Below are 14,989 nucleotides of genomic sequence, written 5' to 3'. Positions count from 1 at the left end.
GCGAGGAAGGCAGTCGTTCAGGGCGTCGCGGCGACGGCCCGCGGGGCTTCTTGATTCTTGTCCGGGGCCTTGCGCGGGGTCAACGCCGAGGTCGCCAGGACGTCCACCATCAGCCGGCGGATGCTGAATTCCTGCTTCTCGAACCCGGCCGTCAGCGTATTCAGCTCGTCGGGCCCGAAGGCGTTGATCGGCTGCTTGATTAAGTTATGGAAGAGCTGCTGGACGAACGCCGTGCGCGTCTCGTCCGTCTCGGACAGGAACTTCGCCAGGTCCTGCGGCCCGTGGAAGACGACGGTTTCGCCCGACCTTGAGGGGTACTCGCCCGTCGGGTCGATGGCCTTGCCGTTCTCTTCCTTGCGGAACCGGCCGACGGCGTCGAAGTTCTCCAGCGTGAAGCCCACCGAGTTGATCATCGTGTGGCACATCTGGCAGGCCTTGGGGCTCGTCTGGAGCACCACCCGCTCCCGCGTGGTCAGCCCCGCGTGCAGGTCCGGGGCCAGCGGCGCGACGGCCTCGGGAGGCGGGGCCAGGGCCCGGCCCAGGAATCCACGCGTGAGGAACACCCCGCGATGGATCGGGGAGCTGGTCGCCGTGTAGGCGAAGCTCGCCATCAGGTAAGGGTGCGTCAACAGGCCCGCGCGGGGCTCGTCGCCCAGCTTGACCTTCTGGAAAGGGGCGTCGGCCGGCAGCGAGGCCCCGTAGACCTTCGCCAGGCGGCCGTTCAGGTACAGCTCGTCCGCCTTGAGGAACCGCCGGAAGTCCGACCCGTCCGTCCAGGCCACGTCGTCCAGGAACATCTCCAGCGACGTCCGCAGGTCGCTCGCGACAGCCTCGTTGAAGTCCGGGAAGACCTTGGGATCCTTCGAGAGGTCGGCGACGCGATCGACCTTGAGCCACTGGATGAGGAACTCGCGCAGCTTGGCCCGCGTGCGAAGGTCGTCGACCATCCGTTCAGCCTGCCGGGCGACCTCCTCCCGGGTCTTCAACTCGCCCTTGGCGGCGGCCTCCAGCACCGTCGAGTCGGGCAGCGAATCCCAGAGCCCGAACGACAGGCGCGCGGCCACGTCGTAGGCGTCGAGCGCCCCGTCGGGCTCGTGGTAGAGGAAGGCCGGCGAGATCAGGGTCGCCAGCACGACCTTCTTGACCGCCGTCTGCAGGTCGATCCCGGGACCGAATCGACGATCCACGTACGCCGCCCTCTCCTCGGCGGAGAGCGGCCGCCGGAAGGCTCGCTCGACGAACTTGTTGCAGAACTCGCGGGCCTTGGCCTCGCGATCGGCGGAGTCCGGCTTGGTCCCGATCAGGCGGTCGAGATGCTCGACGACGTAGCCCGCCGTCTCGAGCGCCGCGTCGGTCGCGGCGTCGTCCCAGGCCTTCGAGACCGACGTCCCGCGCTCGTATCCCATGCTCCGGTCGTCGGGCGGGAAAGGGGTCTGGAGCACGAACAGCTCGGGCGTCCGCTTGGGCGACAGATACCGCGCCGAGAGCGGCTCCATCGCCCCCTTGGGACGCTTCCAGAGCAGGGCGATGGTCGCCTTGGTCGGCGGCGGCGTCACCTTCTTGCTGTCGTCGACCCCCTGCTTGCCCTTAGACATGTCGAGCCGGATCGGATAGACCCGGCCGCCGATCAGGCGGATCGTCTCGCGAAACTCCACGTCCTCGCCCGACTTGACCCAGCGGTCGATAAGCGGCTTCTCCAGGTCGTTGACCCAGAGCTTCGTCGAATGCTCCGTGCGGACCACGAACTCGTAATCGCCCGTGTCGGGCGCGAGAACGCCCCCCTGCCAACGGACGAAGAAGCGATGCCCCACCTCGGTCGAATCGGGCAGGTTCACGCCGAAGTCGAACTGGATCGCGGGGTCGACCCTGTCGATGATCCGGTCGTCCTTCTTCCAGTGCTGATGCGACTTGTAATACTCGCCCTGAAGCCCCTTGGGGCCGTCCCATTCCGCCGGACCTCGGAACGCGCCGATGAGGTCGATCAGGGCGTTCTGATGCTGCCGGACCGTCAACCGGGCCAGGTCGATGCGGGCCGGCTTGTTCCGGGCCCGGGCGATGCTCGAATAGAAGGCTTCGTGGATGTAGCCCGCCACCTGATCGGCGTCTTCGCCGACGCAGGCGCCCGGGTCGTCCTCGGGCATCGTCTTGGCGATGTACTTCGCCAGCTCCTTGATCGACTTGTCGCCGACCAGGGCGTGGGGATACTCCTTGCTCCCTTCGCCCGCCGCCCCGTGGCAGGACAGGCACTGCCTGGCGTAGACCGCCTGCCCCTTCGAGGGCTCGTCCGCCCTGGAAGCGCCGCATAAAAGGAGACCCGCGCACGCAAGAGCCGCGAGACCGAGCCAGCCGACGCGGGATGTCCGAAGGGTTTTCATGGCGTGACGACCCTGCAGAGGCGTGATGTCCGATCCGAGGAGACGCGCGAGACGAAGGATGGCGCGTCGTCGGATCTTCATAGGAGAAGGCGAGGCCACGAGCAGATGGCGGGCAGGCAGCGGGCGAGGCGGGCGGAGGGCCGGTCGAGCCCACTGCAGCGACCTCTCACGAGGATCCTGCGGCTCGCCCTTCGATCATGTTCAACAATTTCTCGACATTAGCTTTTGTACCGTACCCCGCGTCCAAAGGCAAGCCATTCCGGGAGGCACTCCCAGGGATGTCGAGCCTGAGCAGCACCGTAGTAGGGACACACCTTAAGGACGATCGACCACGCCTGACCCAGATTCTGAGGGAAACGACCAACCGGACCTTCACTCGGGCGTCGGGTGCGATCCAGGGTTATGAATTGGACCTCAGCTCCCCCCTCGAATGCCGACTCGGAGATCCCGGATCGAGATCCACCCATCAGAACAGCGATTTCCTAAAGGCTTAGGATATGGGCTCTTGGCGTCGACAATCTCAAGAATCCGGCCGATTTCGCCGCCGGGGTGTTGACCGCGAAAGAAGAGTCGCTACTATTAATCCTGTCGCCAGTGAAAACGTCCTGACAGACGACACGGCCGGCCTGGTCGCCAACGAGCGGCAGGGTCGGCCGAAATCGTCGGAAGAACGTGTGAACTCGCGGGGCGGATCCGGCGTAGGGTTTCCTACGGCGGGTGCGCCGGCCTCGTCTTTGACAATCCGGTCGATCGTGGAAGAGAAGAAGACCGCGGGGCCTTCGTCGTCGTGCCAACGCGACGGGGGTCGAGCGGCGAGCGAGTGAGAAGGTGCGTAGTGATCCGCCGGGGGCGACGAAGGGCCGCGAGGCCCGGGATGTCGAGCCGCGGCGGACGGTGAACCCTTGAGGGGAGCCGGCGTGCGGGATCGTCCCCATCGGGACGTCGCGGGGTCCAGGTCCTGGATCCCATGCAAAAGCGACGTCGGGGCGGCCGCAAGGACCGGCGGCGGGTAGGGCTCGGCGACGACGGCGCGATCCTTTCGGGGGTCGGGTCGGGGACGACGGGCCGGAGACCGCCGCGACCAGTTTTTTTCCTCAGACCTCTTCGAGGATGGGGACCGGAGGACGGGAAGGCCTCTTCGGAGGAGCTACCGGCCCGAGGACCATTGTGAAGGGTTTGATCCTGGCTCAGAATGAACGTTGGCGGCGTGGATTAGGCATGCAAGTCGAACGGGCCCAGCAATGGGCCAGTGGCGCAAGGGTGAGTAAGGCGACGGCAACCAACCCCGAGGATGGGTATAGCCGCGGGAAACTGCGGGTAATCCCCAGCGATGCGAGGGCGTCGGCATCGACGCTTCGCCAAATGGATCCGTCCGCCTCGGGACGGGCCGTCGTGGTATTAGGTCGTTGGCGGGGTAGCGGCCCACCAAGCCTTCGATGCCTACCGGGCGTGCGAGCGCGGCCCGGCACACTGGGACTGAGACACTGCCCAGACTCCTACGGGAGGCTGCAGTCGAGAATCTTCGGCAATGGGCGCAAGCCTGACCGAGCGACGCCGCGTGGAGGACGAAGGCCTTCGGGTTGTAAACTCCTGTCGAGGGGGAGAAAGGTCCCGCGAGGGGCTTGATCGATCCCTGGAGGAAGCACGGGCTAAGTTCGTGCCAGCAGCCGCGGTAAGACGAACCGTGCGAACGTTATTCGGAATCACTGGGCTTAAAGCGCGTGTAGGCGGGTCGGTGCGTCGGCGCCTGAAATCCCCCGGCTCAACCGGGGAACGCGGCCCGAAACGACCGGCCTGGAGGGACGTAGGGGGGACTGGAACTTCCGGTGGAGCGGTGAAATGCGTTGAGATCGGAAGGAACGCCCGTGGCGAAAGCGAGTCCCTGGACGTCTGCTGACGCTGAGACGCGAAAGCTAGGGGAGCGAACGGGATTAGATACCCCGGTAGTCCTAGCCGTAAACGATGAGCACTGGGTAGGGGGCTCGCCGATGGGCTCCCTGCCGCAGGGAAACCGTGAAGTGCTCCGCCTGGGGAGTATGGTCGCAAGGCTGAAACTCAAAGGAATTGACGGGGGCTCACACAAGCGGTGGAGCATGTGGCTTAATTCGAGGCTACGCGAAAAACCTTATCCTGGGCTTGACATGCGAGGATTAGCCGGCGGAAACGTCGGTGACGCCGCAAGGTGGAACTCGTGCAGGTGCTGCATGGCTGTCGTCAGCTCGTGCCGTGAGGTGTTGGGTTAAGTCCCGTAACGAGCGAAACCCCTGTGATCAGTTGCCAGCGCGTCATGGCGGGGACTCTGATCAGACCGCCGGCGTCAAGCCGGAGGAAGGCGGGGACGACGTCAAGTCATCATGGCCCTTATGCCCAGGGCTGCACACGTGCTACAATGGGGCGGACAGAGCGTCGCCAGGCCGCGAGGCCGAGCTAATCGCAAAAACCGCCCCTCAGTTCGGATTGCGGGCTGCAACCCGCCCGCATGAAGCTGGAATCGCTAGTAATCGCGGATCAGCATCGCCGCGGTGAATGTGTTCCTGAGCCTTGTACACACCGCCCGTCAAGCCACCAAAGCGGGGGGCATCCGAAGTCGTCGGAGCCGAAAGGCAGGCGCCGAAGATGAAACCCGTGATGGGGACTAAGTCGTAACAAGGTAACCGTAGGGGAACCTGCGGTTGGATCACCTCCTTTCTAAGGATACTTAGAAAACCAAGCCGGGGACGCCGTCACATGGGGATTGCCGCCAGGCCTTCACCATGGGCGACCCACGGCTCGTCGGCGCCGCCTCGGATCCCGAGGAGACGCCCGTACGCCTGCTCCCCCCGAGGGTTTGAAGAAGAAACGCACCTCCCGCTTGCATCCGGGGCCCGCCGCGGCTAAGGTAGCCACCTTCGGCCGCGGCCGGACCCCCGGCCTCCCCGTCCCCGCCGCCCCGCGCGGCGGGCCGGGCCACGATCGACCGAGACGCGACGCCCCCCGCCCGGGATCGAACCCGGGCGGGGCGGCGTCTCCGCCTCCTCGCCTCTCGCGCACCCTGGGCGCGGGGCGGGGCCGTCCATTTGAGACGGCCTCGCCCCCCGGCCAGGCGCCGGGTCCGGCCCCTCGGGGCCGCGGATCTTTGACAATTCGGTGGTTGGTCGATACACGAATCCGACACGGTCGGGGTCGTCGAAATCCTTCGGGATCGAGGCGATTCTGGAACGGGTCGGGATTCGACACGAGCCTCGACGGAGGGGCCCGGTCATGATGCGTCCTCGGACGGATCGCGGCGGGCCACGACGGAAGAGGCGAGTGGCATACTCCACACACAGTTTCACGCCGCAAAGGCTCCGGCCGATGCGGCGACGAATACCAACACGAACCCTTTGGATCTGGAAGATTGGGCCCAGTGCCGGTCCCCGCGTCGCGAGACGGCGGGATCGAACCACGGGTCCGGCTAGGCGAGGAATCGCAGAGCGAAGCAGAGCGGCGGGACCCTCCGATGCAGGCCCGCGTCCTTCCCAGGGCGCGGGGGCCCGATCGGCGTGGTCAAGCCCCTAAGGGCGCGGGGGGGATGCCTAGGCGTCGTCAGCGAATCGGGCGTGGAAGGCTGCGATAAGTCCGGGGGAGCTGCATCACGAGCTTCGATCCCGGAATACCCGAGGAACACCCGGGGAACTGAAACATCTCAGTACCCGGAGGAAAGGAAATCAACCGAGACTCCCTGAGTAGCGGCGAGCGAAAGGGGATCAGCCCAAACCGGACGGGTCACCGTCCGGGGTCGCGGGCCCGGAATCACGAGGAACCGAAGCGAACCGAAGCCGCTTGGAAAATCGCGCCGCAGCGGGTGACAGCCCCGTAGGTGCAGCGGAAGTTCCTCATCCGGTCGCCCAAGTAGGGTCGGGCACGGGAAACCCGGCCTGAATTCGCGGGGACCATCCCGCAAGGCTAAGTACTCGACGACGACCGATAGCGAACCCAGTAGGGCGACCGAACGGTGGGAAGAACCCCGACGAGGGGAGGACACTGAACCTGAAACCCCGCGCCTACAAGCGGTGGGAGGGCTCTGGCGCAAGCCGGCCTGACCGCGTGCCTTTTGCATAATGATCCGGCGAGTTATCGTGTCCGGCCAGGTTAACCCCTTCAGGGGGGGAGCCGCAGGGAAACCGAGTCTGAACAGGGCGACTCAGTCGGGCGCGATAGACGCGAAACCAGGTGAACTACCCATGGGCAGGTTGAAGCGGCCCTAACCGGCCGTGGAGGACCGAACCCACCAGTGTTGAAAAACTGGGGGACGACCCGTGGGGAGGAGTGAAAGTCTAATCAAACCTGGAGATAGCTCGTTCTCTCCGAAATGGCTTTAGGGCCAGCCTCGGGACATAACGCGCGGGGGTAGAGCGACGGAATCCGACAGGGGGCCTCCCCGGCTACCCTTCGGAACCCAACTCCGAATACCGCGCGCCGGACCCCGGGAGTCAGAGCGTGGGGGATAAGCTTCACGCTCGAGAGGGAAACAACCCAGACCGCCGACCAAGGCCCCCAAAGCGACGCTGAGTGATAAAGGAAGTGGGATCGCCGTGACAGCCGGGATGTTGGCTTAGAAGCAGCCACCATTTCAAAAGTGCGTAACAGCTTACCGGTCGAGCCATCCCGCGCCGAAAATGACGGGGACTAAGCGTCGTGCCGCAGTCGCGGATTCGCAAGAATGGTAGGAGAGCGTCGAGACTGCATCGAAGCCGCACGGGTAACGAGCGGTGGAGCGGTCCCGAGTGCGCATGCCGGAACGAGTAACGACAAGACGGGTGGGAAGCCCGTCCGCCGAAAGCACAAGGTTTCCTGGGGAAGGTCAATCCGCCCAGGGTCAGTCGGGTCCTAAGACGAGGCCCAAGGGCGTAGTCGATGGGCAGACGGTTAATATTCCGTCACCCGGCGGGGAGGTTGATGAGGGGAGGACGCCGGAGGATTTTTGGGTCGGGGTGATAGACGCCCCCGTGCCGCAAGGCCGACAGCATTCGATCTGGAAGCCCAAGAGAATCCGGCCGCGAAAAGCCCCCCTCGGACGATCCGCCGGCCCGTACCGCAATCCGACACAGGTGTGCCAGGTGAGCATCCGAAGGCGTTCGGGAGAACCCTCGTGAAGGAACTCGGCAAAATGGCCCCGTACCCTCGGTACAAGGGGCGCTCCCTCGGCGACGGGGGAGCCGCAGAGAATCGGCACTAGCGACTGTTTATCAAAAACACAGGACTCTGCCAATTCGCAAGAAGACGTATAGAGTCTGACGCCTGCTCGGTGTCGGTAGGTTGAGGAAGCCAGTCAGCGCAAGCGAAGCCGGCGACCGAAGCCCCGATAAACGGCGGCCGTAACTATGACGGTCCTAAGGTAGCGAAATTCCTTGTCGGGTAAGTTCCGACCTGCATGAATGGCGTAACGACTGGTGCGCTGTCTCCACGAGGGACCCGGTGAAACTGTAGTCGTGGTGAAGATGCCACGTACCCGCGGTTAGACGGAAAGACCCCGTGAACCTTTACTGCAGGTTGGCACTGGTCCAATGCTCGCTCTGTGTAGGATAGGTGGGAGGCTTCGACCCGGCGGCGCCAGCCGTCGGCGAGCCATCGGTGAAATACCACCCTGAACGATCGTTGGCCCTCACCGGCGCGAAGCCCGCGTCGGGACCGTGCTCATCGGGCAGTTTGACTGGGGCGGTCTCCTCCCAAAGAGTAACGGAGGAGCGCCATGGTGCCCTCGGCCCGGTCGGCAATCGGGCAACGCGAGCGCAAACGTATAAGGGCGCCTGACTGCGAGACCCATGGGTCGAGCAGGGACGAAAGTCGGCGTTAGTGATCCGGCGGTGCTGGATGGAAAGGCCGTCGCTCAACAGATAAAAGGTACTCCGGGGATAACAGGCTGATCTCCCCCGAGCGTCCCTAGCGGCGGGGAGGTTTGGCACCTCGATGTCGGCTCATCGCATCCTGGGGCTGGAGAAGGTCCCAAGGGTTTGGCTGTTCGCCAATGAAAGCGGTACGCGAGCTGGGTTCAGACCGTCGTGAGACAGGTCGGTCCCTATCTGCCGTGGGCGTAGGAGACTTGAGGGGCTTCTCCCCTAGTACGAGAGGATTGGGGAGGACCGACCTCTGGTGTGCCGGCTGTCCCGCTCGGGGCATCGCCGGGTAGCCAGGTCGGGACGGGATAAGCGCTGAAGGCATCTAAGCGCGAAGCCCCCCCCGAGATGAGGTCTCCAGCGGGATTCATCCCGCATAGGCTCCTGGAAGACGACCAGGTCGATAGGCCGGGAGTGCAAGGCGGGCGACCGCCTCAGCCGACCGGTCCTAACAGCCGAGCGGCTTGACCACCCCGATCCGGCCCCCCCGCGAGGGCGGGCGCAGATCGAGACGGTCCCGAGCCTGCTCCGCTCCCAGAAGGCCTCGCCAGATATCTCCCGATCCAACGGAAATCGTGGACGGTGAGTGGGGTATGCGACAAGACGTATCGACCGACCCACCGAGGAATCGCGGCCGCCGGGGTTGAACCCCCCCGGCGGCCGAATTCCCGGCGACCATACCGGCGGGGCCACACCCGTTCCCATCCCGAACACGGCCGTTAAGCCCGCCGGGCCCATGATAGTGCAATCGCGCGAAAGTCGGTCATCGCCGGGATCCCACACCGAAACACGCCGCACCCCCCCGGGTGCGGCGTGTTTCCGCGCGCGCAACTTTGGTGTACGATGGACCTACGGCCCAATCGAAGTTCCTCAGGACTCGGCGAGCCATGCTCGACTCCAGGCCTTGCTTGAATTCCTGGCCGAACGCCCGGCATTGTATGTCGGCAGGTGTTCCGTCAAAGCCCTAAATGCTACTCCGTTAACTTGTGCCGGTTCATGGTGATCCAGGGCCGGCAATAGGCGCAATCGAGCCGGCTGATCGACGCCAGCATGCGCTGCAATGCTCGCCGGATGGCCGGCACCGTGATCACGGACGCTCCGCGCCCCCCTTTTTGCCCGGCCGGGATCGCCTCCGACGGGCTCGATGACGCTCCAGGGTCAGGAAACCGAGCGCCAGCATCCACCAGGCGGGCGTGGTGATGGAAGCCCCGCCACGACCGGCCTTCGTGGTGGTCCAGCCCCAGTTCCCTCCGCCAGAGCCGCACGGCGCGCAGCCGGCTCGTCTCCGACGGGAGATTGCTGAACGCGTACTTCAGGGCGCCGTCGGCCTGCTCCTCGATGAGGAGCCGGATCGGCCCGGTGCCGGCGCACTCGCCAGTCGCCCAGCCGGAGGCCGACCACACTTGCAGCCAGGCGAAGCGGCCGGCCATCGGGCCTTTCGTCCCTTCCCGCCAGGTCACCTTGCGGCGCGGCGTCCGCGCCGCCAACTCCTTCAGGCTGATCGGCCGGGGCGAGTCGTCGGCCAGGCGAGGCCGCGTCCGCGGGCGGCCCGTCGCCCCGGGGCCGGGCGCGATCCAACGCGGCTCCTCGGCGAAGACGACCATCTCGTCGGTCACGCCGACGACGTCGTGCAGGCCCCGCTCGGCCAGGCCGTCGCGGAATGGGCCCGAGACACCGTAACCGGCGTCGGCGACGACCACCTGACCGGGCGGCCCCTCGGCGCGGACCCGGTCGAGCAACTCGAGCGCGATCTGCCCCTTGGTAAACGATCGCCGCTCGTCGTCGGGCACGCCGGCCTTGTCGAGCCGGGCCGGGCCGGGTGGTCGAGCCAGGAGTCAGGCAGGAACAGCCGCATGTCCAGCGGATGGTGGCCCTTCGGGGCGACGTAATGGACGCTGACGGCGCACTGACAGTCGGCCGTCTTGCCCAGGGCCCCGCAGTACTGCCGCCTGACGCCGACGGAGTGCGTCCCCTGCTTGGGGAAGGTGGCGTCGTCGACGACGAAGATCGCGGCCGGGTCGGCGAACCTCGTCGCCATCGCGGCCCGGTAGCGCCTCAGGACGGCCCGCTCGTCCCAGGTGCTTTGGCCGAGGAACTGCTGGAGGGCCTGGTCGGGGTCGGCGACGTCGAGCCCATCCGACAGCGTAACGCGAGCGGCCATCGACTCGACGCTCTTGCGATCGCCGTCCTGGATCAGTCCTCGGAGGTAGACGCCGCACCACTGAGCCTGGCGCGGGCGGTTGGAGTCGTCGCGGAAGTCCGCGGCGTAGGCGGCGAGTCGGTCGAGCACCTCGGGGGCGAGTTTGGGGGCGTAGGCCCGGTTCATGCCACCTGTACGAACCGGGCTTCCCGGCCGTTTGTAAGATCTAACGGAGTAGCATAAATGGCTCTGTCAAAACCTCCCGGACGACCGACTCCTTAAGCCTGCTCATCGAGCGAGGTTGGACTCAGTCAAGAGTAACGGACCTCGACGGTCGCCCCGGCGTCGGCGAACGCCGCCCGCAGGCCCTCGAATGACTGCGGCCAGCCTCGGGCCAACTGGAACGGCACCGAACGCATCGTGGCCAGGGTCTCCGCAGCGGGGCGGTTGATGGCCTGATGGACGAGGGCGAAGACCCGGGCCGGGTTCGGCCCGATCGCCGTCACCCACAGCGACGGGTCGGGCATGGTGGTCGGCTCACCGACTGGCGGAGATGGCCCGAAGCGGTCACGCAGCGCGGCCATCGCCGTGGCCGAATCCTGTGCCGCCAAGTCGAGGGCTGCCGGGGCGTGCTCCCGACAGAACCATTCCAGGCCCCCGGGTTGGCCGACCCAACCCTCGGGCGGTGGCTGGTAGTTCCGGAAGCGAACCATCTCGCCGCCGCCCCGGGTGTGGAACCACTCGCACCGGAAGTCACGGCCGCATAGCCAACAGTACGCCGGCTTCATAGCCGCCCCCCGACGCCCGGTCACTGCCTACCGGCCTATATTAATCGCCGTCGTGGAGGATACGCAATCAGATGACGCTCACCGCCAGTGTGGCCCAGGCGCCCATGATCACCCCCAGCCGGTCGTATCGGACCCGCAGCCTGCGGAGTCCCTTGAGCCGACTGATCGTCCGCTCTACGACCCGGCGGATTTTTCCCAGGCCGCTGCCGTGCTCGGTCTTACGCTTGGCGATGTGCGGCTCGATCCCCAGCCACCGCAGCAACGCCCTCGCCGCCTCGCTGTCGTAGCCTCGGTCGGCATACGCCTCGTCGGGCAGCTCCTTCAGTCGCCCCGGCACGCCGCCGACCCGGGGGAAGTCCAGAATCAGCGGGAGGATCTGGCGGTGGTCGCTGGCGTTGGCCCCGGCGGTGCGGATCACCAGCGGTACGCCCGCCCTGTCGACCATGACCGTGTGCTTCGTGCCCGGCTTGCGGCGGTCGACGGGGCCGGTCGCCCCGCCGCCGTCGAAGGCCCGCACCGTCACGCGGTCGATAATGACCGTTCCGAGGTCGAGCTTGCCGGCCCGCTTCAGGGCCGCCGGCAGGTCGGTGTGCAGGTGGTCCCAGACCCCGACCTCCTCTCAGGCCCGCAGCCTGTGGTGAGCGGTCCGGCCCGCACATCCGTGTTCCGGCGGGACGTCCTCCCAACGGCAACCGGAACCCCCGACGACCACCTCGATCGAGTCCTGATCGAGCGAACGCAAACCTCGTCTCTGCGCTTTGGGACGTTATTCGGCGCTGTCTGGAGGAGCCGCGAGCGTGGACAGGAAGGCTTCGAGTTGACTCTTGCGTCGAGGGCTGAGGCGTGCGAACCGGTCCGCCGACGGGGCTCCCTGGCCTCCGTGCATGGAGATGGCCTGCGAAACCGTCTCGGCTCGGCCGTCGTGGAGGTAGGGCGATGAATCGCGGAGGCCCCAGAGCGGGGGCGTTCGCCATTCTCGGGTATCCGAGCCGAGGTCGTCGGCTCGATCCCTGACGCCCCTCGGCCGATCGGCCGCTCGAGCGCGGCTTGTTCCGAAGACCGTGTAATTTCCGGCGTCGCCGAGTTCGGGTCCCATATCGTGGAGCAAGAGGTCGCTGTAAATGCCTTCCACATCGCCCAGTTTGGGCAGGTGGCAGCTTGAGCAACCGATCGATCGGAAGGTTTTCGCCCCTTCCTTGATCTCGGCCGTCGACCTCGGGTCGGCCGGGACGATCGCCGTGGGGGAGGGGAGGTCGGCGACGAACGCCACGAGCGCATCGCACTCCTCGCGGTTCATGTCCACCCCGTCGGAGGGGACGCCGAACTGGCGGGGATCGTCGGCCTGGCGACGGCCGGGGACTTCCAGGCCCATCTCGCCTGCGGCCGCGGCGAGCACGAAATCTGCGACGGTCGAGGATTGGGCCTTCCAGCCGAATCGGCCGATCCGCCCGCCTTCGACGCGGCTCACCCGCCCCCGAGGGGACTTGTTCGGGTTGGGACGCCGGGCGGCCGCGAGGATCGCGTCGTCGGGGATCTTCTCGATCAGGCCGACGCCGAAGAGGGGCGTGGGATTGCGCTGGGACATGCGGACCTCGACGGCTCCGTGCCGGCCGGGGATCGTGCTTCGCCAGGCGAGATAGGAGGCGTCGGTGCCGAAGCGGTGGAGCATGACGCTGGACGCTTCCCGGAACGCCGGATGCACGGCCGCCGCCGCCATCGAATCCCTCGGGTTCCGCCGGGTCGCGGCCGTTGGATCGTATCCGAAATGGTACTCGAAACCGGCCCCTCCGAAATTCATGCTGAAGCCGTAGGAGAAGTCGAGCCCTACGGGCGTCTCCGCGGCGGCGGTCGCCACCTCGATATTCCGCATCGTCGACCCGCCGCCCCCCGCGCCGCCCTGGTCGTGGCAGTCGACGCACGAGCGGGCGTTGAACACCGGCCCCAACCCGTCGCCGCCGTGGCTCCGGCGGTCGTTGGGCGACCAGACCCTCTCGAACAACTCGCGCCCGTCGATCTTTGGCTGCGTCGGCCGCGGTGGCTCGGGTTCGTTCCCTGCGAAGACAGGTGAGGGCGAGGCTGCAAGCCGAGCAAGTCCGAGGTGAGGGCCTTGTCCGCCAGCGGTTCCTCTTCCCGTGATCGCGGCGGGAACCGGGCGAACTTGATTGGCGGCCGGCGGACTGGCTTCGGTGCTGTTGGGAGGCATATGCGGTTGGGCTTTCGGGGCGGGAAGCTCGGGCGGCCGATTTTCCGGTGCCGAGCCGCGGCCGGCGTACCAGAGGCCGCCGACGGCCAGGCAGATCACCAGCAAGCCGATCGTCGAGGATGAGAGTGACGGCTCCATCGTCGCCGCGGTGGCGACCGCGAGGTCCGAGACGTCGATGCCGACGGCCCCGCCGGCGCGGGAGCCGGCGAAGCGGACGGCCGCCCGGGAGGTCTCGGCGACCCACTCCGGGCTGGGCGAGGACGGTGAATCCGGGAGGGGTTTCATCATCACGGCGAAGGTGCCGCAGAGAGCGGGGTCGCGCCTCGCGAGGGCCTCGCGAAGTCGTTTGCGGCCCCGATGGAGGCGGGTCTGGAGCGTCCCGTAAGGCCAGCCGAGGACCTGAGCGGCCTTCTCCTGGGTGTAACCCTCGAAGTAGCAGAGGACGATCGGCAGGCGGTAGCGGTCGGGCAGGCGGGCCAGCTCCTCGTGCAGCTCTTGATGGCCGGTGGGGCTGGTCGTCGAGGAGCTTCGCGCCCGCTCGGCGATCGCCTGCGCCGTCTGTTGTTCGGCCCGTTGACGTCGGCTCAGCCCCTCGCGGACGCGGCGGGCCACGCGTAGCGAGACGCCATGCAGCCAGGCCTTGAGCGAGTCCGGGCGTTCGATCGCGCCGGCCCGGCGGGCGAGGACGAGGAAGACGGCCTGCGCGGCGTCCTGGGCCTCGTGGTGATCGCCGAGCACGTCGCGGCAAACCCGCACGACGGCCGGCGCGTGCCGCTCGACGATGCGACGGAAGGCCGATTCGGCCGAGGCGTCGTCGCATGCCAGGAAGGCTTCCAGCAGCCGGCGGTCGGGCGGCCCCGAGGGATCGGGCGCGAGGGCTCGCGTCACCGGATCGGATTCGACGCTCGATTTCGCATACGCCATGAGTTGCGGCTCCTCGACCGGTCCAGTCTCTCCTTTCTAGTGCCGGGAAATCGAGGTCTCATTTCAATATTCCGGAATAGCTCGAGGAATCCGGCGATCGAGGGTGTTTGGGGCGGTGGCATGCCTTGCCCGCAGGCGAATAGGCTCCAGATTGCTCGGTACTCGATGCTCGATTATAAGGGGCGGAGTGGGGCCAACGAGCTTTCCACGACGATCCGCCCAGATATCCCACCGAGTCAATCTCAATGAGGCCAGACACGATCGAACACCTTGACGCCATGTTTGCCGAATGGCCGATCATGCGCGCCAGCGATGCGCCATCGGAGGCCGAGATCACTCAAGCCGAACGGCAGATCGGTGTGCACTTCGACGACGACTTTCGCGAGTTCCTCCTCCGATATGGAGGAGGCATGGTCGGGCCATATCCGATCTTCGGGCTTCGGCCCGTCGAAGTGATGGGAATCGGTCACTGGTCCGTCCTGGATGTCACCCGGCATTATCGTTCCGAAGGGGTGCCGGATGTCGAGCGATGGGTGGTCATTTCCGAAGACCACGCCGGGCACCCGGTGGGCATGGACGCGGAGGGGGCGATCTGGATTCACGACCACGATTTCGGCGGCATCTCGGCGATCGCCGAGTCCTTCGAGGAATATCTCCGAGACATTTGCCTGAAATTGTCAGGGCCCAGCTGACGGCGACGGCGC

General features: G+C 66.5%; 5 protein-coding genes, 3 rRNA genes and 1 pseudogene. 4 read left to right on the top strand and 5 right to left on the bottom strand.

The annotated features are described in order from the left end of the window. Positions 1 to 17 precede the first annotated feature (17 nt). Positions 18 to 2,375 (bottom strand): DUF1592 domain-containing protein, encoded by a 2,358-nt coding sequence (locus PZE19_RS23025; protein ID WP_277862944.1) that lies wholly within the window; start codon positions 2,373 to 2,375, stop codon positions 18 to 20. Positions 2,376 to 3,539: 1,164 nt separating this feature from the next. Between PZE19_RS23025 and PZE19_RS23020 the strand changes: the two genes are divergently transcribed. The 3 genes from PZE19_RS23020 (at position 3,540) to rrf (ending at position 9,005) form a co-directional block, all read left to right on the top strand. After that, a 16S ribosomal RNA gene (locus PZE19_RS23020) occupies positions 3,540 to 5,063 on the top strand. 835 nt (positions 5,064 to 5,898) lie between these two features. Further along, a 23S ribosomal RNA gene (locus PZE19_RS23015) occupies positions 5,899 to 8,702 on the top strand. A gap of 195 nt (positions 8,703 to 8,897) precedes the next feature. Continuing rightward, positions 8,898 to 9,005 (top strand): 5S ribosomal RNA (gene rrf, locus PZE19_RS23010). The 16S, 23S and 5S rRNA genes sit together here, the layout of an rRNA operon. A gap of 312 nt (positions 9,006 to 9,317) precedes the next feature. Here rrf and PZE19_RS33380 read toward each other — a convergent pair. From PZE19_RS33380 to PZE19_RS22985, 4 genes and pseudogenes are all read right to left on the bottom strand, one after another. Further along, positions 9,318 to 10,556 (bottom strand): annotated as a pseudogene (locus PZE19_RS33380) (IS701 family transposase). Positions 10,557 to 10,681: 125 nt separating this feature from the next. Then, positions 10,682 to 10,954 (bottom strand): hypothetical protein, encoded by a 273-nt coding sequence (locus tag PZE19_RS22995; RefSeq protein WP_277862942.1) that lies wholly within the window; start codon positions 10,952 to 10,954, stop codon positions 10,682 to 10,684. A 271-nt stretch (positions 10,955 to 11,225) separates the two neighbouring features. After that, positions 11,226 to 11,690 carry a transposase gene (locus tag PZE19_RS22990; RefSeq protein WP_277864384.1) on the bottom strand — a complete coding sequence of 155 codons (465 nt, stop codon included), beginning with the start codon at positions 11,688 to 11,690 and terminating at the stop codon, positions 11,226 to 11,228. Positions 11,691 to 11,924: 234 nt separating this feature from the next. Further along, positions 11,925 to 14,285 (bottom strand): sigma-70 family RNA polymerase sigma factor, encoded by a 2,361-nt coding sequence (locus tag PZE19_RS22985; RefSeq protein ID WP_277862941.1) that lies wholly within the window; start codon positions 14,283 to 14,285, stop codon positions 11,925 to 11,927. Positions 14,286 to 14,530: 245 nt separating this feature from the next. Here PZE19_RS22985 and PZE19_RS22980 point away from each other — a divergent pair, with 245 nt between their 5' ends. After that, entirely contained in the window at positions 14,531 to 14,977 is a 447-nt protein-coding gene (locus PZE19_RS22980) for an SMI1/KNR4 family protein (protein WP_277862940.1), read from the top strand. The last annotated feature ends 12 nt before the right edge of the window (positions 14,978 to 14,989 follow it).

Source organism: Paludisphaera mucosa, assembly GCF_029589435.1.
In the GTDB taxonomy this organism is placed as follows: Bacteria; Planctomycetota; Planctomycetia; order Isosphaerales; family Isosphaeraceae; genus Paludisphaera; species Paludisphaera mucosa.
The sequence above is the reverse complement of the archived record's forward strand: the minus strand, read 5'-3'. Positions and strand labels throughout refer to the sequence as shown.